Genomic DNA, 20,147 nt, shown 5'->3' on the forward strand with positions numbered 1-20,147 from the left:
CCTCGAATCACCGGCGGCGGGCACTGCGCTCGCTTCCCCGGGACGATCGCCTCCGTATACGTTGTGGCGCCATGGACACCGAGGAAGAACCCGTCAACGACCTTGTCGCGCTCGGCCTGGCGCGCTACGAGGCGCGGGTCTACCTCGCCCTGGTGCGCCGCGAGTCGTATACGGCCGCGGAGGTCGCCAGGGCGGCCGACGTACCGCGGCAGCGGGTGTACGACGTGCTCGACACGCTCGTACGGCGGCGGCTCGCCGTCGCCCACCCCGGCAGGGTCGCGACCTTCTCGGCGATCGCGCCCGAGCTGGCCGTCGCCCGGCTGATGGCCCTCCAGCGCGAGCAGCTCGAACGCCTCGACCGGGTCTCGACGGCGCTGACCGCGGCGCTCGTGCCGGTCTGGGCGGACGGCCGCAACCACACCGTGCCGCTGGACTACGTCGAGATCCTGCGCGACCCCAAGGCCATCGCCGAGGCCTTCACCGACATCCAGGCGCACGCCGGCCACGAGCTGCTCAGCTTCTGCAAACCGCCCTTCGTCGCCCCCGCGGCCAACACCGCCGGCATCAAGGTCGCCCGCCGGCTGCACCGCTCGGGCGGCACCGTGCGCGCCATCTACACCCACGAGGCGCTCGACGACGCCGACGTGCTGGAGAACGTGCGGCGCTTCGGCGCGGCGGGGGAGGAGTGCCGCTTCACCGCGGACCTGCCGCTCAAGCTGGTGGTCGCCGACGCGCGCCTGGTGCTGTGCGACATGCCCGACCCGGTCGCGGGCGCCGGTACCACCACCGCGCTCTACATCGAGCACCCGGCGCTCGCCGCATGCCTGCGGCTGGCCTTCCTGACCGTGTGGGAGAACGCCGAGACGGTGCCGGGCACCCATCCGTGAGGGGTGGCGACGGCGGCCGGAAGACGTCACCGCGGCCCCGCCCGCACCGCTTGACAGCGGGGCCTGCGGACTAGAGTGACCAGGTGGCCGTGTTCCTGCTGGGAGTCGGTGCCGCCTGCTGCCTCGGCTTCGGGTTCGTGCTGCAGCAGCGCGCGGCGGCCCGCGCCCCGCTCGCGGACTTCCTGTCCTTCCGGCTGCTGCTCGACCTCATCCACATGCCCGACTGGCTGCTCGGAGTCGGGCTGATGGTCTGCGGCCAGGTGCTGGGCGCGGTGGCCCTGGCGTACGGCGAGGTCTCGCTGGTCGAGCCGCTCACCGCGACGAACCTGCTCTTCGCGATGGCGCTGTCCCGGCGGCTGACCGGCCAGCGGCTGGGCTGGAACGGCTGGCTCGGCGTCGCCCTGCTGGCGCTCGGCGTCACCGGCTTCATCGTGGCGGGCCGGCCCAGCGGCGGCGGCGCGGAAGCGGGCGCGCTGCGGCACTGGCTGGTCTTCGGCATCGTCGCGGGGCTCGCGCTGCTGCTCACCTTCAAGGCCCGCAGGCTGCCCAGGTCCGGCGAGGCGGCCCTGCTGGGCCTGGCGGCCGGCCTGCTCTACGGGCTGCAGGACTCGCTGACCCGGGTCTGCGGCCAGATCGTCCAGGACGACGGGCTCGGGGTGCTCGCGGTGTCCTGGCAGCCGTACGCCGTCGGGGTGCTCGGGCTCACCGGCATGCTGCTGGTGCAGAGCGCCTTCGAGATGGCGCCGCTGCGGATGTCGCTGCCCTCGCTGACGGCGGCCCAGCCGATCGCCGGGATCGTCTGCGGGGTGGGGTTCCTCGGCGACCGGCTCCGCTTCACCACGGGCGCGCTCGCCTGGGAGGCGGCCGGCCTCGCGGCGATCGTGGCCGGCGTGGTCCTCCTGGGCCGGCACCCGGCGATGCCGACCGGCATTGCCGAGCAGGAGCCGGTCGGCGCGACCCGGCTGCCGTGACCCTCCTCAGGTGCCCGGCGGCGTCCAGGTGAAGTGCGGGGTGCGGCGGGTGAGGAAGGCGGTGGCGCCCTCCAACGGGTCGGGGCTGCCCGCGGCCTGGGCGGCCCAGTGGGCTTCGCGGCCCGGGCCGGGGGAGTCCGCGGCGAACTCCTTGGCCGCGTACTGCGTCAGCCGGGAGCGGCTCGCGAGCAGATCGGCGTAGGCCCGTACGCGCTTGGCCAGCCGGTCGGCCGGACACACCTCGTCGACCAGGCCGGTCCGCAGCGCCCGCTCGTGGTCGATCAGCTCGGCCGAGAACAGCAGGTGCTTGGCCGTGGCGGGACCGGCCAGCCGCACCAGCCGCCGGGTCGAGGACGCCGGGTAGACGATGCCCAGCCTGGCCGGGGTCACCCCGAAGAGCGCGCCCTCCGCGGCGAAGCGCAGGTCGCAGGCCACCGCGAGCTGGCAGCCGCCGCCGACGCAGTAGCCGCGTACCGCGGCGAGCGTCGGCTTGGGGAAGGCGGCGAGCGCCTCCTCCGCCGCGACCGCGGCCTCCTGCGCCTCCCGCAGTCCGGCCGCGTCGGTGAAGCCGCTGATGTCGGCGCCCGCGCAGAACGTGTCGCCCGCTCCGGTGAGCACCAGGACCCGCACCGCGGGATCGGCAGCCAGCGGCGCCAGCAGCCCGGGCAGCGCCGCCCACATGGCCGGCGTCATGGCGTTGCGGCGGGCGGGGTTGGCGATGGTGACGGTCGCGGTGCCGTCCGCGGTGGCCACCGCCAGTCCTGGCGGCATGGTCATGGCGGCTCCTCGGACAGGACGGGCGCCTGGACGGCACGAACACGACACCAGGCGGTCGGAATCGATCGCCGCGACGACATTACCGCTCGCCACCGGTCGCGAATCGCCGAAAGGTGCGGACTTAACGTTTCCTGCCCGCCGTGGCCCCAGGCTTTGCGGACACTCGGTCCCATCAGGCGGATTCCGCCGGGACACCGGCGGGGCCTGCGGGGACACGCACGCGAAGGCGATGGTGGGTACGGTCATGGAGGTCCGCGGGAGTGTCCCGCACGATCAGGCACCGGCCCCGGTTCCCTACGAGGGGGTGTGGCGTTTCACCGCCCCCGCCGTGGACGCCTCGGTCCCCCTGGTCCGCCACGGGGTGCGCACGCTCGTCGCCGACCTGGCGGTGCCGGTCGACGACGACATCCTCTACGGGCTGCTGGTGATCGTCTCCGAGCTGGTCACCAACGCCGTCAAGCACGCGGCGGTGCTCTCCCCCGAGCTGGGCGTCGAGGTCGCCGTCGGCCCCGACTGGATCCGGGTCGCCGTCGAGGACCAGCACCCCTACCGCCCCAAGGCGCTGGAGGCCGACCACGGCAGGACCGGCGGGCGCGGGCTGCTGCTGGTCAAGACGATCACCACCGAAGCGGGCGGCAGCTGCGACATCGCGCAGACCGCGACCGGCGGCAAGGTGATCTGGGCCGCCCTGCCGCTGCAGCCGCCCGCCCGCTGACCCGCGGCTACCAGCCCGCCTTGCCCCCGGTCACCTCGCGCACCGTCGGCAGCGCCGCGTCCAGCACCGAGCCGAACCACGCGGAGAAGGTCCCCTCGGCCCGCAGCTTGGCCAGCTCGGCGGGACCCGCGAAGGCGGTGTCGTCGATCTCGGCGGGATCCGGATCCAGCGGGCCGCCCACCAGCCCCACGAACAGGTGGTTGAACTCCTGCTCCACCAGCCCGGAGGCCGGGTCCGGGTGGTTGTAGCGCACGGTCCCCGCCTCGCGCATCAGCGCGGGCGCGACCCCCAGCTCCTCCGCGGTGCGCCGGGCGGCGGCGACGAAGGGCTGCTCACCGGGGTAGGGGTGGCCGCAGCAGGTGTTGGACCACACGCCGGGCGAGTGGTACTTGCCCAGCGCCCTGCGCTGCAGCAGCAGCCGGCCCTCGTCGTCGAAGAGGAAGACCGAGAACGCCCGGTGCAGCCGGCCGGGCGCCTGGTGCGCCGACAGCTTCTCCGCTGTGCCGGTGGTCACACCGTTCTCGTCGACCAGTTCGAGCAGGATCGGCTCGTCGGACCCGCCGGCGGGCGGCGGAGCGGCGGCGGGGGAGCCGGATCGGTCGGTCGCAGGACTGCTGGGCATAACCATCCTTCGCTTTCGACGGCAAGTCCTCAGTCTGCCTCACGCGGGGTGCCGCCAACCGCGGACACCGTATTCAGTGGCACAGCCGGGCCTCGTGCTCCGCGTGCCCGACCGGCTCCAGTTGGAAGGTGCAGTGCTCGACGTCGAAGTGGGCGCCCAGGCAGCCCTGCAGATCGTGCAGCATCTTCTCGTAGCCGACCTCGTCGAGCACCTCCTGGCTGACCACCACGTGCGCCGACAGCACCGGCATCCCCGAGGTGATCGTCCAGGCGTGCAGGTCGTGCAGGCCCTCCACGCCCTTGAGCCCCTCGATGTGGTGGCGTACCGCGGCCATGTCCACGTCCTTGGGCGCCGCTTCGAGCAGGACGTCCACGGCCTCCCGCAGCAGCCGCCAGGTGCGCGGCACGATCAGCACCCCGATCAGCAGCGACGCCACCGCGTCCGCCTGCTCCCAGCCGGTGGCCAGGAAGATCCCGGCCGCCACCACGACCGCCAGCGAGCCCAGCGCGTCGGCCATCACCTCCAGGAAGGCGCCGCGCACGTTCAGGCTCTCCCGCTGGCCGCCCATCAGGACCAGCAGCGACACGGTGTTGGCGACCAGGCCGACCAGGCCGAAGACGATGGTGGCGCCGCCGTCGAAGTGCTCGGGCGAGATGAGCCGGTTGATGCCCTCGGCGAAGATGAAGGCGCCGACCCCGAAGAGCAGCACCGCGTTGAGCACCGCCGCGAGGATCTCGGCCCGCGCGTAGCCGAAGGTGCGGCGCTCGCTCGCCGGGCGGCCCGCGATGTGGACCGCGAGCAGCGCCATGGCGATGCCGGCCGCGTCGGTGGCCATGTGCCCGGCGTCCGCGAGCAGCGCGAGCGACCCGGTCAGCACGCTGCCGACGACCTCGGTGGCCAGCACCAGCAGCGTGATGCACAGCGCCACCAGCAGCCGGCCGCGATGCGCCGCGGTCGCGGTGCCGTGGCTGTGGCCGTGCCCGTGGCTGTGGCCTGCCCCCATCGGCGCGTCCCCTTCCCTTTTGTGCGGTGATGTGCCGTTCTGTATTCGGGCCGCCGTCGGATGCCCGGGGCCGGGCCTTCCGGCCGCGGCGGTCAGTCAACACCGGTCACCCACTGTGGGCAAGCCGGTACTGGAGACCGTTGTCATGTGCGGTGAGCTGCGGTGATGAGCCACGCGGCAGCCGTGGGAGAAGCCGCCCCACGGTCACTCGCACGGTGGAGGGGGGATGCTGGTTGTCGGGGCGACGCCGATCGCGCATGATGATCACACCGTGCGCACCAAGTCTGGGCGAATAGTCGGTGAACGACCGCTGTCGTTCATCCGATAGCCTCTGCCCTCGTGCCGGGCGGCCCGGCTGCTCCGCCGCCGACCGCCCGCGTCCACGGTCTCCGCACGCTTCCAGGGAGTGGGTTCCTCTGCCGACCGCTATTCTCACCGGCCCGCCCGCCGCAGGGTCTCCGTCACCGCTGGCGGACGACCTGCGGGCGCTGGGGTTCCAGGTCGTCGAGGCGGACACGCCGGACGCCGTCGCGGCCCGGCTCGCCGACGTCCCGGCCGGCGACCGGGTGGCCGTGGTGGACCGCCGCTTCCGCGGCCACCGGCACGCGCTGCGGCTCGCGCTGACCGACCCGCGGTTCGACGCCGCCGCTGTCCCCGGCGCGATGACCACCCGCCCCGCCGCCCGCCCCGCCCTGACCCGCGCCCTGGCCGCGCTCCCGTCCGCCCGCAGGCCCGCGGCGGACCCGGCGCCCGCCACGTCCGCGGGCACCGCGACGGCCACCGCCGCGGGCGCCGGAAACGCGACCGGCACCGCGGCGGCCGCCACCGCGACCGCCACCCCCCTCTCGCACGGCGGAGCCCTGCCGCTGCCCGCCCCCCGCAAGGGCGAGGCGGACGACGTGCTGCCTGACGCGCTGGCCGCGGCGCTGGCCGCGGCCGGCGAGCCGCCGCACCGCCCCGAGCTGGGCGTCCTGGTGGCCGAGGTGCCCACCGACCGGGCCGCCGCCGAGGCCGCGGTCACCGCGATCGCCGCCGTCGACGAGGAGTCCGTACGGCTGCGCAGCGCGGTCAAGGCCCGCGACGGCTTCTTCACCACCCACTGCATCAGCCCGTACTCGCGCTACCTGGCCCGCTGGTGCGCCCGCCGCGGACTGACCCCGAACCAGGTCACCACCGCCTCGCTGCTGGTCGCGCTGATCGCCGCCGGCTGCGCGGCCACCGGCACGCGGGCCGGCTTCGCCGCCGCCGGCGTGCTGCTGCTCGCCTCGTTCGTCCTGGACTGCACCGACGGCCAGCTGGCCCGCTACTCGCTGCAGTACTCCACGCTCGGCGCCTGGCTCGACGCGACCTTCGACCGGGCCAAGGAGTACGCGTACTACGCCGGGCTCGCCCTGGGCGCCGCCCGCGGCGGCGACGACGTGTGGGCGCTCGCGCTGGGTGCCATGGTGCTGCAGACCTGCCGCCACGTCGTCGACTTCGCCTTCAACGAGGCCAACCACGACGCCACCGCCAACACCAGCCCCACCGCCGCGCTGTCCGACAAGCTCGACAGCGTCGGCTGGACGGTCTGGGTGCGCCGGATGATAGTGCTGCCGATCGGCGAGCGCTGGGCGCTGATAGCGGTGCTCACCGCGGTCAGCACCCCCAGGGTCACCTTCGTGGTGCTGCTGGTCGGCTGCGCGCTGGCCGCCTGCTACACCACCGCCGGCCGCGTGCTGCGCTCGCTCACGCGCCGGGCCAGCCGCACCGACCGGGCCGCCCGGGCACTGGACGACCTGGCCGACAGCGGCCCGCTCGCCGAGGCCCTGACCGGCGTGCTGCGCCCGCTCGCCCGCCGGGCGCCGGCCTTCGCCGCACCCGCCGTCGCGGTGCTCGCCGCCGCCGGGGTCACCGCGACCGCCGCGCTGGCGCCGCACGGCAGCTGGTATCCGGTGGCCGCCGCGGCGCTGTACGTGCTGACCTCGGCGTTCGCGGTCGCGCTGCCGCTCAAGGGCGCGCTGGACTGGCTCGTACCGCCGATGTTCAGGGCGGGGGAGTACGGCACGGTGCTGGCGCTCGCCGCCGTCTCCGGGGTGAACGGGGCGTTGCCCGCTGCTTTCGGCCTGGTTGCCGCCGTCGCCTACCATCACTACGACACGGTGTACCGCATACGCGGTGGCGCCGGGGCGCCGCCGAGGGCCGTGGTGCGCAGCGCGGGCGGCCATGAGGGCCGCACGCTGATCGTGGCCCTGGCGGCCGCGGTCGCAGCGGACCGCACCGGCTTCACGGCCACCCTGACGGTGCTCGCCATCGCCATCGCGCTGCTGGTCCTGACCGAGAGCATCCGCTTCTGGGTGTCCTCGGGGGCCGCCGCCGCCGTACACGACGAATCAGGAGAACCCGCATGATCGGCCTCGTGCTGGCGGCCGGCGCAGGCAGGCGCCTGCGTCCCCACACCGACACGCTGCCCAAGGCGCTGGTCCCGGTCGGCCCGGAGGGCGCGCGGGACAGCCTGACCGTGCTCGACCTCACGCTGGCGAACTTCGCCGCCGTCGGACTCACCGAGGCGGCGGTCGTCGTCGGCTACCGCAAGGAAGCCGTCTACGCGCGCCAAGCGGACCTCGAAGCGCGCTACGGGCTCACGCTGACGCTCATCGACAACGACAAGGCCGAGGAGTGGAACAACGCCTACTCCCTGTGGTGCGCCCGTGAGGTGCTGCGCCAGGGGGTGATCCTGGCCAACGGCGACACCGTCCACCCCGTCTCGGTGGAGCAGACCCTGCTCGCCGCCCGCGGCGAGGGGCGGCGGATCATCCTGGCGCTCGACACCGTCAAGCAGCTCGCCGACGAGGAGATGAAGGTCGTCGTCGAGCCCGGCAGGGGCGTGCGGCGGATCACCAAGCTGATGGACCCGGCCGAGGCCACCGGCGAGTACATCGGGGTGACCCTCATCGAGCCCGACGCGGCCGCGGACCTCGCCGACGCGCTCAAGGCGACCTTCGAGCGCGACCCCGACCTCTACTACGAGGACGGCTACCAGGAGCTGGTCGACCGCGGCCTGACCGTGGACGTCGCCCCGATCGGGGACGTCGCCTGGGTCGAGATCGACAACCACGACGACCTCGCCAAGGGCCGGGAGATCGCGTGCCAGTACTGACCCGGCTGATCCCCTCGCCGGTCGTCGTCGACATCAGGGCGGGCGCGGTCGCCGACCTGTCCCGGCTGCTGGCCGACGAACGCGTGTCCACCTCGGGCCGGCTCGCGCTGGCCGTCAGCAACGGCTCGGGCGCCCGGCTGCGCGAGTCGCTGGCGCCCGAGCTGCCGGGAGCCGACTGGTTCGAGGTCGGCGGCGGCACCATCGACGCGGCCGTCACGCTCGCCGACGCCATGCGGGGCAAGCGCTACGACGCGGTCGTCGGCCTCGGCGGCGGCAAGATCATCGACGTCGCCAAGTACGCCGCCGCCCGGGTCGGCCTGCCCATGGTCGCGGTCGCCACCAACCTCTCGCACGACGGCATCTGCTCCCCGGTCTCCACCCTGGACAACGACAACGGCCGCGGCTCCTACGGCGTCCCCACCCCGATCGCCGTGGTCGTCGACCTCGACGTCATAAGGGAGGCGCCGGCCCGCTACGTACGGGCCGGGATCGGCGACGCGGTCTCCAACCTGTCGGCCATCGCGGACTGGGAGCTGTCCCACCGCGAGACCGGCGAGCGCATCGACGGGCTGGCCGCCGCGATGGCCCGCAGCGCAGGCGAGGCCGTCCTGCGGCACCCCGGCGGCATCGGCGACGACGCCTTCCTCGGCACGCTCGCCGAGGGCCTGGTGCTGTCCGGCATCGCCATGTCGATCAGCGGCGACACCCGGCCGTCCTCCGGTGCCTGCCACGAGATCAGCCACGCCTTCGACCTGCTCTTCCCGCAGCGGGCCGCCGCGCACGGCGAGCAGGTCGGCCTCGGCGCCGCCTTCGCCATGCACCTGCGCGGCGCGCACGAGGAGTCGGGCCTGCTCGCCGAGACGCTGCGCCGGCACGGGCTGCCCGTGCTGCCCGCGGAGATGGGTTTCACCGAGGCGGAGTTCATCGAGGCGGTGCAGTACGCGCCGCAGACCCGCCCCGGACGCTTCACGATCCTGGAACACCTCGACCTGTCCGCCACCGAGATCAGGGACGCATACGCCGACTATGCCAAAACCATCAGTAGCTGAACTGCGCCCGGTCGTTCACCCGCCGGGTGTCAAGGACCGGCGCAGCGGCGAGCACTGGGCCGGCCGGCTCTACATGCGCGAGCTGTCGCTGCGCATAGACCGGCACCTGGTACCGACCCGGGTCACGCCCAACCAGCTCACGTACCTGATGACCGTCTTCGGCGTGCTCGCCGCCCCCGCGCTGCTCGTGCCCGGGATCACGGGCGCGGTGCTCGGCGTGCTGATGGTGCAGCTGTACCTGCTGCTCGACTGCGTCGACGGTGAGATCGCCCGCTGGAAGCAGCAGTTCTCGCTTCAAGGCGTCTACCTCGACCGGGTCGGCGCCTACCTCACCGACGCCGCGGTCCTGGTCGGCTTCGGCATGCGCGCCGCCGACATCTGGGGCGAGGGCCGGATCGACTGGCTGTGGGCCTTCCTCGGCACCCTCGCCGCGCTCGGCGCGATACTGATCAAGGCGGAGACGGACCTGGTCGGCGTGGCCCGCCACCAGGGCGGGCTGCCGCCGGTGAAGGAGGCGGCGTCCGAGCCGCGCTCCTCCGGTCTCGCGCTGGCCCGCAGGGCCGCCGCCGCGCTGCAGTTCCACCGTCTGGTGCTGGGCGTCGAGGCCTCGCTGCTCATCCTCGTGCTGGCCGTCGCCGACCAGATCCGCGGCGACCTGTTCTTCACCCGGCTCGGCGTCGCCGTACTGGTTGGAATCGCGCTGGTGCAGACCCTGCTGCACCTCGTGTCGGTCCTCGCGTCCAGCAGGCTGAAATGAGGCGGACATGGCGGGCATGAACGAACCGCTGAAGGTCGGCGCGGTCGTCATCACGATGGGCAACCGGCCGGCGGAGCTGCAGGACCTGCTGGACTCGGTCGCCAAGCAGCAGGGCCCCGAGGTCGAGGTCGCCGTGGTCGGCAACGGGTCCCCGCTGCCGGTGCTGCCCGAGGGCGTGCGCACCGCGGAACTCCCGGAGAACCTGGGCATCCCCGGCGGACGCAACGCCGGCATCGAGCTGTTCGGCCCGGACGCGGCCGACGTCGACGTGGTGCTCTTCCTCGACGACGACGGGCTGCTGCCCGGCGACGACACCGCCGAGCTGGTCAGGGCCGCCTTCGCGGCCGACCCGCAGCTGGGCATCATCAGCTTCCGGATCGCCGACCCCGACACCGGGGTCACCCAGCGCCGCCACGTCCCCCGGCTGCGCGCCGCCGATCCGATGCGCAACTCCCGGGTCACCACCTTCCTCGGCGGCGCCTGCGCGGTCCGCAGCGCGGTGATCCAGCAGGTCGGCCCGCTGCCCGCGGAGTTCTTCTACGCCCACGAGGAGACCGACCTCGCCTGGCGCGCGCTCGACGCGGGCTGGCTGATCGACTACCGTTCCGACCTCGTACTGCACCACCCGGCGACCTCGCCGGCCCGGCATGCGGTCTACCACCGGATGGTGGCCCGTAACCGGGTGTGGCTGGCCCGGCGCAACCTGCCATGGCTGCTGGTCCCGGTCTACCTCGGAGTGTGGTTCGCCCTGACGCTGCTGCGGCGGCCGTCCGGTCCGGCGCTGCGTGCCTGGCTCGGCGGTTTCCGCGAGGGCTGGGCCACTCCCTGCGGTGAGCGGCGGCCGATGAAATGGCGGACGGTCTGGCGGTTGACCCGGCTGGGCCGACCCCCGATCATCTGACAAGCTCGGACCTGAGAGCATCAGGCGCAGCCCGGGAATCCCCTGCACCCGGCGCGCACCTTGAGGACGAAAGTGTCAACTGTGAGCGAGACAACGCACAATGGTGCGGTCGCCGTCGGTGCCCCACCCGCACCCACGGCCGATGACGGCCTCAGTCCCTCCCAGCTCGCTGCCAAGTACGGGCTGACCGTCAGCGGTGCCCGCCCGGGGCTGGCGGAGTACACCCGGCAGCTGTGGGGCCGCCGACATTTCATCAACGAGTTCGCCAAGGCCCGTACTGCCGCGCAGTACACCCAGGCCCGCCTCGGCCAGCTCTGGCAGGTCATGACGCCGCTGCTGAACGCGGCCGTCTACTACCTGATCTTCGGTGTGCTGATCGGCACCAGAAAGGGCGTCGACAACTTCATCGCCTTCCTGGTCACCGGTATCTTCATCTTCACCTTCACGCAGTCCTCGGTGATGAGCGGCGTCCGGGCGGTGGCCGGCAACCTCGGGCTGATCAGGGCACTGCACTTCCCGCGTGCCTCGATGCCGATCGCCTTCACGCTGATGCAGCTCCAGCAGCTGATGATGTCGATGTTCGTGCTCATCGCCATCGTGCTGATGACCGGTGAGGTGCCGGACGCGTCCTGGCTGCTGATCATCCCCGCGCTGATCACCCAGTGGGTCTTCAACACCGGCCTGGCGATGATCGTGGCCCGGCTCGGCAGCAAGATGACCGACCTGGCACAGCTCATGCCGTTCATGCTGCGCACCTGGATGTACACCTCGGGCGTCATGTACAGCATCGAGAACCTGACCTCGCACGCGCCGCACTACGTACGGATCCTGCTCGACATCAACCCGGCCGCGGTCTACATCGACCTGGCCCGGTTCGCACTGATCGACAGCGTCACCTCCTCGCAGCTCCCGCCGCACGTGTGGATCAGCGCGGTGGCCTGGGCCGTACTGGTCGGCGTCGGCGGCTACATCTACTTCTGGAAGGCGGAGGAGCAGTATGGCCGTGGCTGAGCAGCAGCCCGTCGCGACACCCCCGCAGACGGCCGAGGCCCGCGTCCCGACCGTGATCGTCGACGATGTCCACATCGTCTACAAGGTCTACGGCGCCGGCACCGGAAAGGGCAGCGCCACCGCGGCCCTGGGCCGGCTGCTGCTGCGCCGCGGCTCGCCGAACGTCCGCCGGGTGCACGCCGTCAGGGGCGTGAGCTTCACCGCCTACCGCGGTGAGGCGATCGGCATCATCGGCTCCAACGGCTCGGGCAAGTCCACGATCCTGCGGGCCATCGCGGGCCTGCTCCCGCCCGAGAGCGGCAGGATCTACACCGACGGCCAGCCGTCCCTGCTGGGCGTGAACGCGGCACTGATGAACGACCTCACCGGGTCGACCAACGTGCTGCTCGGCGGTCTCGCGATGGGTATGTCGCAGGAGGAGGTGCGCCGTCGGCACCAGGGCATCGTCGACTTCTCCGGGATCAACGAGAAGGGCGACTTCATCTCGCTGCCGATGCGCACGTACTCCTCGGGTATGGCGGCCCGGCTGCGGTTCTCGATCGCGGCGGCCAAGAACCACGACGTGCTGATGATCGACGAGGCGCTGGCCACCGGCGACCGGGCCTTCCAGCGCCGCTCCGAGGCCCGTATCCGGGAGCTGCGCAAGGAGGCCGGCACGGTCTTCCTGGTCAGCCACAACAACAACTCCATCCGCGACACCTGCGACCGGGTGGTGTGGCTGGAGAAGGGCGAGCTGCTGATGGACGGGCCGACCGACGAGGTCATCAAGGCCTACGAGAAGCACACGAAGTAGCCGCCCCGCCGCGGCCCCGCCGCGGCCGCGGCGGTGTCGCGTGGGACGACGGCCCCCGCCGGAAGATCCGGCGGGGGCCGCGCGTTGTCGCAGGCGCCGTCCTTCGCGCCCCCGGCGTACGCCGGACGGTGGCCCGACGTAAGCTGTACCGGTGCTGGGAGCCCTCTGATGATCGATACCGGGTGTGCGACGCCCGGCGCGGCGGCGTGTCCGAAATGGGAATATCCGACCGGGCGGTGTAGAACGGGGGATGTGGCGGCCATGAGACACGGGACCATCCTGCTCCGGGGCACGTATCCCGCCGGTGCGCCGGGCAGCTCGCGGTGACCGGGGACGACACGTCCCGGGCCGTGCTGGACAAGGCTGCGCGCGAGAACTTCCCGGTGGCGCCCGGATTCCTGCCGCGTGCGTGGCGGCAGGACCTGATGGCCGTCTACGGCTACGCCCGGCTGGTGGACGACATCGGCGACGGCGACCTGGCCGGCGGCGGCCGCGACGACGCGGTGCGGCTGGGCCTCGACCCGGCGGCGGCCGGCGACCGGATCGCGATGCTGGACGCCTTCGAGGCGGACCTGCACCGGGTCTTCGACGGCACTCCGACCCACCCGCTGCTGGTCGCGCTGCAGCCCACGGTCCGCCGCCACCGGCTGACCCCCGACCCCTTCCTCGGGCTGATCGCGGCCAACCGCCAGGACCAGCTGGTGGCCCGCTACGGGACGTACGACGACCTGCTCGCGTACTGCGAACTGTCGGCGAACCCGGTCGGCCGGCTGGTGCTGTCGATCACCGGCACCTCGACGCCCGAGCGGGTCCGCCGCTCCGACGCGGTGTGCACCGCGCTGCAGATCGTCGAGCATCTGCAGGACGTCGCAGAGGACCTTGCGAGGGACCGGGTGTATCTGCCGGCGGAGGACATGAAACGCTACGCGGTGGATGAGGCCGACCTGGCAGCACCGCAGGCAGGCCCGCAGGTCAAGGCACTGGTCGCGTTCGAGGCCGAACGCGCCCGCGAGCTGTTGAATGAAGGTACCCCCCTGGTGGGTAGCGTCCGTGGCAGGCTTCGGCTGCTGCTCGCGGGATTCGTCGGCGGCGGGCGTGCGGCGCTGAAATCGGTCGAGCGTGCCGGATACGACGTCCTCGCGGGTTCGCCTAAAGCCACCAAGACCGGCCTGCTGCGCGAAGTGGGGTCGACATTGCGAAGAAAGGGGTGAGCCGGACCGTGAACGGTTCCGCCCACACGTCCGGACCGGTACTTGCCGCATACAGGTACTGTGAGACCGTGACCGGCCATGAGGCCCGCAACTTCGCGTACGGCATCCGCCTGCTGCCCACCGCCAAACGGCAGGCGATGTCGGCTCTCTACGCGTTCTCGCGGCGTGTCGACGACATCGGCGACGGTGATCTCGCGCCCGCGGAGAAGGCGGAACGGCTCGACGCCACCCGGCAGCTGCTGACCCGGGTCAGGAGCGGCGAGGTCCGCGAGGACGACACCGACCCCGTCGCGGTCGCCCTTGCCGACGCCGCCCGCGTCTTCCCGATTCCGCTCGAAGGCCTGGACGAACTCATCGACGGCGTTCTGATGGATGTTCGGGGAGAAACGTACGAGACCTGGGACGACCTGGCCGTTTACTGCCGCTGCGTGGCAGGTGCGATCGGACGGCTCTCACTGGGCGTGTTCGGCACCGTGAATGGGCACGATCATGCACGTGCCGCCGAATATGCCGACACGCTCGGCCTTGCCCTGCAACTCACCAACATCCTGCGCGACGTCCGAGAGGACGCCGGCAACGGACGGACCTATCTGCCCGCCCAGGACCTCGCGAAATTCGGCTGCGCCGCCGGATTCCACAGCGACACCGCTCCGCCCGGTTCCGATTTCGCCGGCCTGGTGGAATTCGAAGTACGCCGAGCCCGCAGCCTCTTCGCCACCGGCTACCGGCTGCTGCCGATGCTCGACCGGCGCAGCGGCGCCTGCGTGGCCGCCATGGCCGGCATCTACCGCCGGCTGCTCGACCGGATCGCCGCCGACCCCGACGCCGTCCTGCGCGGCCGGGTGTCGCTGCCGGGGCATCAGAAGGCCTACGTCGCCGTCCGCGGCCTCGCAGGCCTCGACGCACGCCGCACCGCCCGCAGCCCGCGGGAGGACACGTGAGACCCACCCGCGAGGGCGCGGGTCCACGGCAGGCGGCACAGCAGTCGAACCGTCACCTGAAGCGCCACTTCCGGCATCAGGCAACCCCGTACCCGTACACCGCGTCACTTCCCGCGACGGCGTGCCGCAATCCGCGGCTCCGGCACCGAGGGGAGGGCGAATGACGAGGTCGCAGGGCGGATCGCCGCAGCCGCCCGACCGCACCGCCGTGGTGGTCGGCGGCGGGCTCGCCGGTATCACCGCCGCGCTCGAACTGGCCGACGCCGGGCTGCGGGTCACCCTCGCCGAGGCCCGGCCCCGGCTGGGCGGGCTGGCCTTCTCCTTCAGGCGCGGCGACCTGACCGTCGACAACGGCCAGCACGTGTTCCTGCGCTGCTGCACCGCCTACCAGTGGTTCCTCGACCGGATCGCCGCCCGAGACCTGGTCACCCTGCAGGACCGCCTCGACGTCCCCGTCGTCGACGCGGCGACCGGCAGGACCGGCCGGCTGTCCCGGGCGGGCCTGCCGGTGCCGCTGCACCTGGCGGCGAGCCTGGCCCGCTACCCGCACCTGTCGCTGCGCGAGCGCGCCTCGGTCGGCCGGGCCGCCCTGGCGCTGCGCGGCCTGGACCTGGCCGACCCGGCGCTGGACGCCGTGGACTTCGGCAGCTGGCTGGCCGGCCGCGGGCAGTCCGCCCGCACCATCGAGGCGCTGTGGGACCTGGTGGGCGTCGCGACGCTCAACGCCACCGCCGCGAACTCCTCGCTGGGCCTGGCCGCGATGGTCTTCAAGACCGGGCTGCTGACCGACCCGGGCGCCGCCGACATCGGCTGGGCCTCGGCCCCGCTCGGCGACCTGCACGACGGCCGCGGCCGCAAGGCGCTGGACGCGGCGGGGGTCCGTACGCTGCTGCGCACCCGCACCAGCGGCATCGCGCGCTCCGAGGACGGCGGTTGGCAGGTCTCCCTGGAGACCGGCCCCGGCCGCGGCGAGCAACTGGCCGCCGACGTCGTGGTGTTGGCCGTCCCGCAGCGCGAGGCGCACGCCCTGCTGCCGGAAGGTGCTGTCCAGCATCCGGAAAAGCTGTTGCAGATCGGTACCGCGCCGATCCTCAATGTGCATGTGATCTACGACAGACAGGTGCTCCGGCAGCCGTTCCTCGCGGCTCTCGGAAGCCCCGTCCAGTGGGTCTTCGACCGTACGGAAAGCTCCGGCCTGACCGGCGGCGGCCAGTATGTGGCCGTCTCGCAGTCGGCCGTCGAGGACGAGATCGACCTGCCGGTCGCCGAACTGCGCGACCGCTACCTGCCAGAACTGGAACGTGTACTGCCTGCCGCCCGTGGCGCCGCCGTCCGCGACGTCTTCGTCACCCGCGAGCGCACCGCCACCTTCGCGCCCACCCCCGGGGTGGGCGCACTGCGGCCGGGTCCCGTCACCCGCGCCCCCGGCCTCTTCCTGGCCGGCGCGTGGACCGCGACCGGCTGGCCCGCGACCATGGAGAGCGCGGTGCGCAGCGGCCTGCACGCCTCCCGAGAAGCTTTGTCCGCCCTCGGCCTGCCGGCTGACAACCGAGTCCTGGAGGCGGCATGAGTGCAATTGGTGCAACCAGAGGAGAGAACGTGACCGCTGACGGCGTCATCGCGCTGCTGGAAAACGGCCGCATCCTGACCACCCCAGTGCTCCGCGCGGCCGTCGCCCGCCTCGCACCCCCGATGGACACCGTGGCGTCCTACCACTTCGGCTGGATCGACCAGACAGGCAGGCCCGCGGACGGCGACGGCGGCAAGGCCGTACGCCCCGCGCTGGCGCTGCTGACCGCGGAGGCCGCCGGAGCCCCGGCCGAGACCGGCATCCCGGGTGCGGTCGCGGTGGAGCTCGTGCACAACTTCTCGCTGCTGCACGACGACCTGATCGACGGCGACGAGCAGCGGCGGCACCGCGACACGGTGTGGAAGGTGCACGGCCCCGCCCAGGCGATCCTGGTCGGCGACGCGCTCTTCGCGCTGGCCAACGAGGTGCTGCTGGAGCAGGGCACCCCGGAGGCCGGCCGGGCCACCCGGCGGCTGACCGCGGCCACCCGCAAGCTGATCGACGGTCAGGCCCAGGACATCACCTTCGAGCACCTGGAGCGGGTCTCGGTCCAGGAGTGCCTGGACATGGAGGGCAACAAGACCGGCTCCCTGCTGGCCTGCGCCGCCTCCATCGGCGCGGTGCTCGGCGGCGCGTCCGAGGCCGACGCCGACGCGCTGGAGGAGTACGGCTACCACCTCGGCCTGGCCTTCCAGGCGGTGGACGACCTGCTGGGCATCTGGGGCGATCCGGCGAGCACCGGCAAGCAGACCTGGAGCGACCTGCGGCAGCGCAAGAAGTCCCTTCCGGTGGTGGCCGCACTGGCCGCCGGCGGCCCCGCTTCCGAGCGGCTGGGTGAACTGCTGGCGGCGGATGCCAAGAATCCGGAAAACGATGCCTTCAACGAGGAAGAGTTCGCCATGCGCGCGGCGTTGATCGAAGAGGCCGGTGGGCGGGAATGGACTTCTCAGGAAGCCAGAAGGCAGTACGCAACCGCCGTCGCCGCGCTGGACAAAATGGACATGCCGGAAGAAATTAATCGTAAACTCGTGGGTCTTGCGGATTTTGTGGTGGTCCGCGAGAAGTAAAGAACAGCAACGTGGAGCGCTGACGTCGCCGGTCCCTCGTATGTGGCGGCCGACGGCCGACGGCCGCCCCAACACCGCAGACGTCTCAACTGCAAAGGGGAAGCCATGACAGCGACGACCGATGGCAGTCCAGGGACGCCAACCCACCGGACACCCTCGGCCAGCAGCACCTCGGACCCGGATCCTGTTCCATCCGGTGACGCCGAGGCGGCGGCGCAGCGTGCCGTGCAGCGCGCCGCAGACCACCTTCTGGCGCGGCAGCACCCTGACGGATGGTGGAAAGGCGACCTCGAGACCAATGTGACCATGGACGCCGAGGACCTGCTGCTGCGTCAGTTCCTCGGCATCCAGGACGCCCGCACCACAGCCGCCTCGGCCCGCTGGATCCGCTCCCAGCAGCGCGAGGACGGCGCCTGGCCCACCTTCCACGGCGGGCCTGGCGACCTGTCGGCGACGATCGAGGCCTATGTGGCGCTGCGGCTCGCCGGAGACTCCCCGGACGCGGCGCACATGGCGCTGGCCGCCAAGTGGGCGCGATCCGAGGGCGGAGTGGCGGCCGGCCGGGTCTTCACCCGGATCTGGCTCGCGCTGTTCGGCTGGTGGAACTGGGACGACCTGCCGGAACTGCCGCCCGAGGTCATCTACCTGCCCAAGTGGATGCCGCTGAACATCTACTCCTTCGGCTGCTGGGCCAGGCAGACCATCGTGCCGCTCACCGTGGTCGGCGCGCTGCGCCCGGTGCGCCCGGCGCCCTTCGGCATCGACGAACTGCACGTCAACCCCGAGCAGCCCAACCCCAAGCAGCGCAGGGCGCCCATCACCTCCTGGGACGGCGTCTTCCAGCGGCTCGACCAGGTCCTGCACGTCTACCGCAGGTTCACCCCCCGCCCGGTGCGGCGCAGCGCCATGAACGCCTGCGCCCGCTGGATCATCGAACGCCAGGAGGCCGACGGCTGCTGGGGCGGCATCCAGCCGCCCGCGGTCTACTCGGTGATCGCCCTCCACCTGCTCGGCTACGACCTCGACCACCCGGTGCTCAAGGCCGGCCTGGACTCGCTGGATCGTTTCGCCGTCTGGCCGCAGGAGGACGTCCGGATGATCGAGGCCTGCCAGAGCCCGGTCTGGGACACCTGCCTGGCCGCGATCGCGCTGGCCGACGCCGGGCTGCCCGCCGACCACCCGGCCCTGGTCAAGGCCGCTGACTGGATGCTGGAGGAGCAGATCACCCGCCCCGGCGACTGGTCCGTGCAGCGGCCGCAGCTCGCCCCCGGCGGCTGGGCGTTCGAGTTCCACAACGACAACTACCCCGACATCGACGACACCGCCGAGGTCGTCCTCGCGCTGCGCCGGGTCGCCCACCCCGACCAGGCCCGGGTGGACACCGCCGTGGACCGGGCGGTGCGCTGGACGGTCGGCATGCAGTCCAGGAACGGAGCCTGGGGCGCCTTCGACGCCGACAACACCAGCCCCTTCCCCAACAGGCTGCCCTTCTGCGACTTCGGCGAGGTCATCGACCCGCCGTCGGCCGACGTCACCGCCCACGTGGTGGAGATGCTCGCCGCCCTCGGTATCGAGAACGACCCGCACGCCCGCACCGGCATCGACTGGCTGCTGGCCGAGCAGGAGGACAACGGCTCCTGGTTCGGCCGCTGGGGCGTCAACTACATCTACGGCACCGGCTCCGCGGTCCCCGCGCTGGCCGCGGCAGGACTGCCCGCCGACCACCCGGCGATCCGCCGGGCCGTCAGCTGGCTGGAGTCCGTGCAGAACGCCGACGGCGGCTGGGGCGAGGACCTGCGCTCCTACTCCGACACCGAATGGGCGGGACGCGGGCACTCCACCGCCTCGCAGACCGCCTGGGCGCTGATGGCGCTGCTCGCGGCCGGGCGCCGCGACACGCCCGCCGTCGAGCGCGGGGTGCGCTGGCTGGCCGAGACCCAGCTGCCGGACGGCTCGTGGGACGAGCCCTACTTCACCGGCACCGGGTTCCCGCGGGACTTCTCGATCAACTACCACCTCTACCGCATGGTCTTCCCGCTCACCGCGCTCGGGCGCTACGCCCGCAGCGAGCCCTTCGGTGCCGCGGGCCACACCGCTTCCGCAGCCGCAGGAAAGGGGGCTTAGTTCGTGGGTCATACCCGACCACCGCTGCTGGTGGTGTGCGCGCTGCGCATCGAGCGCTTCGCGCTGCGCAGGGGAGCGGCCAAGGGCGCCGCACACCCGGTCACCGTGCTCCGTACCGGCATGGGACCCACGGCCGCGGAAGGGGCCGTACGCACGGCGCTGCACGACCCGGCGCTGCGCGGCGCGGCCGTCGTCACCACCGGCTTCTGCGCGGGGCTCGCCACCGGCATGCGCCCCGGTGACATCGTGGTCTCCGACGAGGGGGACGACAGCGCGGGGCTCGCTGCCGCGCTCAAGGCCGCGGGACACACCGTGCACACCGGCCCCCTCGCCGAGTCCGACCATGTCGTACGCGGTGCCGAACGCACCGCACTGGCGGCGACCGGTGCCATCGCCGTCGACATGGAATCGGCCGCCATGCGGCGTGCCGCGCTCGCCGAAGGAGCGCAGCACGTCGCCGCGGCCCGCGTCGTCGTCGACACGCCCGAATACGAACTCGTGCGTGTCGGAACGCTTCGCACCGGGATCATCGCATTCCGGGTGCTCAGAGATCTTGTACCTGCCTTTCTCGATTGGCACCGCACTACCGCTGCTCCCCCGGAGGTGAGCTAG

Annotated in this window: 20 protein-coding genes; 16 read left to right on the forward strand and 4 right to left on the reverse strand. The window is 72.5% G+C overall.

All coding sequences use genetic code 11. The features are described 5' to 3' along the window. Window positions 1–71 precede the first annotated feature (71 nt). Together NFU81_RS26055 and NFU81_RS26060 are read left to right on the forward strand one after the other, a co-directional pair. Window positions 72–887, forward strand: a complete 816-nt coding sequence (locus tag NFU81_RS26055; protein WP_251494341.1) for a TrmB family transcriptional regulator — start codon at window positions 72–74, stop codon at window positions 885–887. A gap of 83 nt (window positions 888–970) precedes the next feature. Beyond that, the gene (locus NFU81_RS26060) at window positions 971–1,858 is read left to right on the forward strand and encodes a DMT family transporter (protein ID WP_251494344.1); all 888 of its coding nucleotides are present in this window, start codon (window positions 971–973) and stop codon (window positions 1,856–1,858) included. A 6-nt stretch (window positions 1,859–1,864) separates the two neighbouring features. On the opposite strand, the gene NFU81_RS26065 is transcribed toward NFU81_RS26060, so the two are convergent. Beyond that, complete coding sequence (locus tag NFU81_RS26065; RefSeq protein WP_251494596.1) at window positions 1,865–2,629, reverse strand: enoyl-CoA hydratase/isomerase family protein; 765 nt, start codon at window positions 2,627–2,629, stop codon at window positions 1,865–1,867. A 235-nt stretch (window positions 2,630–2,864) separates the two neighbouring features. Here NFU81_RS26065 and NFU81_RS26070 point away from each other — a divergent pair, with 235 nt between their 5' ends. Next, window positions 2,865–3,350 carry an ATP-binding protein gene (locus NFU81_RS26070; protein ID WP_251494348.1) on the forward strand — a complete coding sequence of 162 codons (486 nt, stop codon included), beginning with the start codon at window positions 2,865–2,867 and terminating at the stop codon, window positions 3,348–3,350. Window positions 3,351–3,357: 7 nt separating this feature from the next. On the opposite strand, the gene idi is transcribed toward NFU81_RS26070, so the two are convergent. The 3 genes from idi to NFU81_RS26085 all read right to left on the reverse strand — a co-directional run bounded on the left by idi (window position 3,358) and on the right by NFU81_RS26085 (window position 5,574). Next, complete coding sequence (gene idi / locus NFU81_RS26075) at window positions 3,358–3,972, reverse strand: isopentenyl-diphosphate Delta-isomerase (protein WP_251494351.1); 615 nt, start codon at window positions 3,970–3,972, stop codon at window positions 3,358–3,360. A gap of 73 nt (window positions 3,973–4,045) precedes the next feature. Next, the gene (locus NFU81_RS26080) at window positions 4,046–4,975 is read right to left on the reverse strand and encodes a cation diffusion facilitator family transporter (protein ID WP_251494354.1); all 930 of its coding nucleotides are present in this window, start codon (window positions 4,973–4,975) and stop codon (window positions 4,046–4,048) included. 461 nt (window positions 4,976–5,436) lie between these two features. Then, a complete protein-coding gene (locus NFU81_RS26085) occupies window positions 5,437–5,574 on the reverse strand; it encodes a hypothetical protein (RefSeq protein WP_251494357.1) in 138 nt (45 codons plus the stop codon). On the opposite strand from NFU81_RS26085, the gene NFU81_RS26090 reads away from it, so the two are divergent. The 13 genes from NFU81_RS26090 to NFU81_RS26150 all read left to right on the forward strand — a co-directional run bounded on the left by NFU81_RS26090 (window position 5,551) and on the right by NFU81_RS26150 (window position 20,147). Further along, window positions 5,551–7,362: a DUF5941 domain-containing protein gene (locus tag NFU81_RS26090; protein ID WP_251494360.1), complete on the forward strand. Its 1,812-nt coding sequence runs from the start codon at window positions 5,551–5,553 to the stop codon at window positions 7,360–7,362. The genes NFU81_RS26085 and NFU81_RS26090 overlap by 24 nt on opposite strands. Further along, window positions 7,359–8,111, forward strand: a complete 753-nt coding sequence (locus NFU81_RS26095) for a phosphocholine cytidylyltransferase family protein (protein ID WP_251494363.1) — start codon at window positions 7,359–7,361, stop codon at window positions 8,109–8,111. Before NFU81_RS26090 ends, NFU81_RS26095 begins: the two co-directional genes overlap by 4 nt. After that, the gene (locus NFU81_RS26100) at window positions 8,099–9,160 is read left to right on the forward strand and encodes an iron-containing alcohol dehydrogenase family protein (RefSeq protein ID WP_251494366.1); all 1,062 of its coding nucleotides are present in this window, start codon (window positions 8,099–8,101) and stop codon (window positions 9,158–9,160) included. Before NFU81_RS26095 ends, NFU81_RS26100 begins: the two co-directional genes overlap by 13 nt. Next, window positions 9,138–9,917 (forward strand): CDP-alcohol phosphatidyltransferase family protein, encoded by a 780-nt coding sequence (locus NFU81_RS26105; protein ID WP_251494369.1) that lies wholly within the window; start codon window positions 9,138–9,140, stop codon window positions 9,915–9,917. The genes NFU81_RS26100 and NFU81_RS26105 overlap by 23 nt, the downstream gene beginning before the upstream one ends. A 28-nt stretch (window positions 9,918–9,945) precedes the next feature. After that, window positions 9,946–10,818, forward strand: coding sequence for a glycosyltransferase family 2 protein (locus tag NFU81_RS26110; protein WP_251494601.1), 873 nt, complete (start codon window positions 9,946–9,948; stop codon window positions 10,816–10,818). A gap of 81 nt (window positions 10,819–10,899) precedes the next feature. Next, on the forward strand, window positions 10,900–11,829 hold the full coding sequence (locus NFU81_RS26115; RefSeq protein WP_251494373.1) for an ABC transporter permease: 930 nt from the start codon (window positions 10,900–10,902) through the stop codon (window positions 11,827–11,829). After that, window positions 11,816–12,622: an ABC transporter ATP-binding protein gene (locus NFU81_RS26120; protein WP_251494377.1), complete on the forward strand. Its 807-nt coding sequence runs from the start codon at window positions 11,816–11,818 to the stop codon at window positions 12,620–12,622. The genes NFU81_RS26115 and NFU81_RS26120 overlap by 14 nt, the downstream gene beginning before the upstream one ends. A gap of 323 nt (window positions 12,623–12,945) precedes the next feature. Further along, window positions 12,946–13,833 (forward strand): squalene synthase HpnC, encoded by an 888-nt coding sequence (hpnC, locus tag NFU81_RS26125; RefSeq protein ID WP_251494380.1) that lies wholly within the window; start codon window positions 12,946–12,948, stop codon window positions 13,831–13,833. Continuing rightward, window positions 13,830–14,774 (forward strand): presqualene diphosphate synthase HpnD, encoded by a 945-nt coding sequence (gene hpnD / locus NFU81_RS26130; RefSeq protein ID WP_422665290.1) that lies wholly within the window; start codon window positions 13,830–13,832, stop codon window positions 14,772–14,774. The genes hpnC and hpnD overlap by 4 nt, the downstream gene beginning before the upstream one ends. 160 nt (window positions 14,775–14,934) lie before the next feature. Beyond that, window positions 14,935–16,344 carry a hydroxysqualene dehydroxylase HpnE gene (hpnE, locus tag NFU81_RS26135; protein WP_251494386.1) on the forward strand — a complete coding sequence of 470 codons (1,410 nt, stop codon included), beginning with the start codon at window positions 14,935–14,937 and terminating at the stop codon, window positions 16,342–16,344. Then, window positions 16,341–17,411: a polyprenyl synthetase family protein gene (locus NFU81_RS26140; RefSeq protein ID WP_251494389.1), complete on the forward strand. Its 1,071-nt coding sequence runs from the start codon at window positions 16,341–16,343 to the stop codon at window positions 17,409–17,411. Before hpnE ends, NFU81_RS26140 begins: the two co-directional genes overlap by 4 nt. Before the next feature lie 105 nt (window positions 17,412–17,516). Next, entirely contained in the window at window positions 17,517–19,535 is a 2,019-nt protein-coding gene (gene shc / locus NFU81_RS26145) for a squalene--hopene cyclase (protein ID WP_251494392.1), read from the forward strand. 3 nt (window positions 19,536–19,538) lie between these two features. Then, on the forward strand, window positions 19,539–20,147 hold the full coding sequence (locus NFU81_RS26150; RefSeq protein ID WP_251494395.1) for a phosphorylase family protein: 609 nt from the start codon (window positions 19,539–19,541) through the stop codon (window positions 20,145–20,147).

It is taken from the genome of Actinacidiphila cocklensis, assembly GCF_907177275.1.
Classification (GTDB): Bacteria; Actinomycetota; Actinomycetes; order Streptomycetales; family Streptomycetaceae; genus Actinacidiphila; species Actinacidiphila cocklensis.

Excerpts from the sequence above, each read along its gene's own strand:
- NFU81_RS26055 (WP_251494341.1), top strand. The coding sequence starts at position 72 with ATGGACACCGAGGAAGAACCCGTCAACGACCTTGTCGCGCTCGGCCTG.
- NFU81_RS26065 (WP_251494596.1), bottom strand. The coding sequence starts at position 2,629 with ATGCCGCCAGGACTGGCGGTGGCCACCGCGGACGGCACCGCGACCGTC.
- NFU81_RS26070 (WP_251494348.1), top strand. The coding sequence starts at position 2,865 with ATGGTGGGTACGGTCATGGAGGTCCGCGGGAGTGTCCCGCACGATCAG.
- idi (WP_251494351.1), bottom strand. The coding sequence starts at position 3,972 with ATGCCCAGCAGTCCTGCGACCGACCGATCCGGCTCCCCCGCCGCCGCT.
- NFU81_RS26080 (WP_251494354.1), bottom strand. The coding sequence starts at position 4,975 with ATGGGGGCAGGCCACAGCCACGGGCACGGCCACAGCCACGGCACCGCG.
- NFU81_RS26095 (WP_251494363.1), top strand. The coding sequence starts at position 7,359 with ATGATCGGCCTCGTGCTGGCGGCCGGCGCAGGCAGGCGCCTGCGTCCC.
- NFU81_RS26105 (WP_251494369.1), top strand. The coding sequence starts at position 9,138 with ATGCCAAAACCATCAGTAGCTGAACTGCGCCCGGTCGTTCACCCGCCG.
- NFU81_RS26120 (WP_251494377.1), top strand. The coding sequence starts at position 11,816 with ATGGCCGTGGCTGAGCAGCAGCCCGTCGCGACACCCCCGCAGACGGCC.
- hpnE (WP_251494386.1), top strand. The coding sequence starts at position 14,935 with ATGACGAGGTCGCAGGGCGGATCGCCGCAGCCGCCCGACCGCACCGCC.
- NFU81_RS26140 (WP_251494389.1), top strand. The coding sequence starts at position 16,341 with ATGAGTGCAATTGGTGCAACCAGAGGAGAGAACGTGACCGCTGACGGC.
- shc (WP_251494392.1), top strand. The coding sequence starts at position 17,517 with ATGACAGCGACGACCGATGGCAGTCCAGGGACGCCAACCCACCGGACA.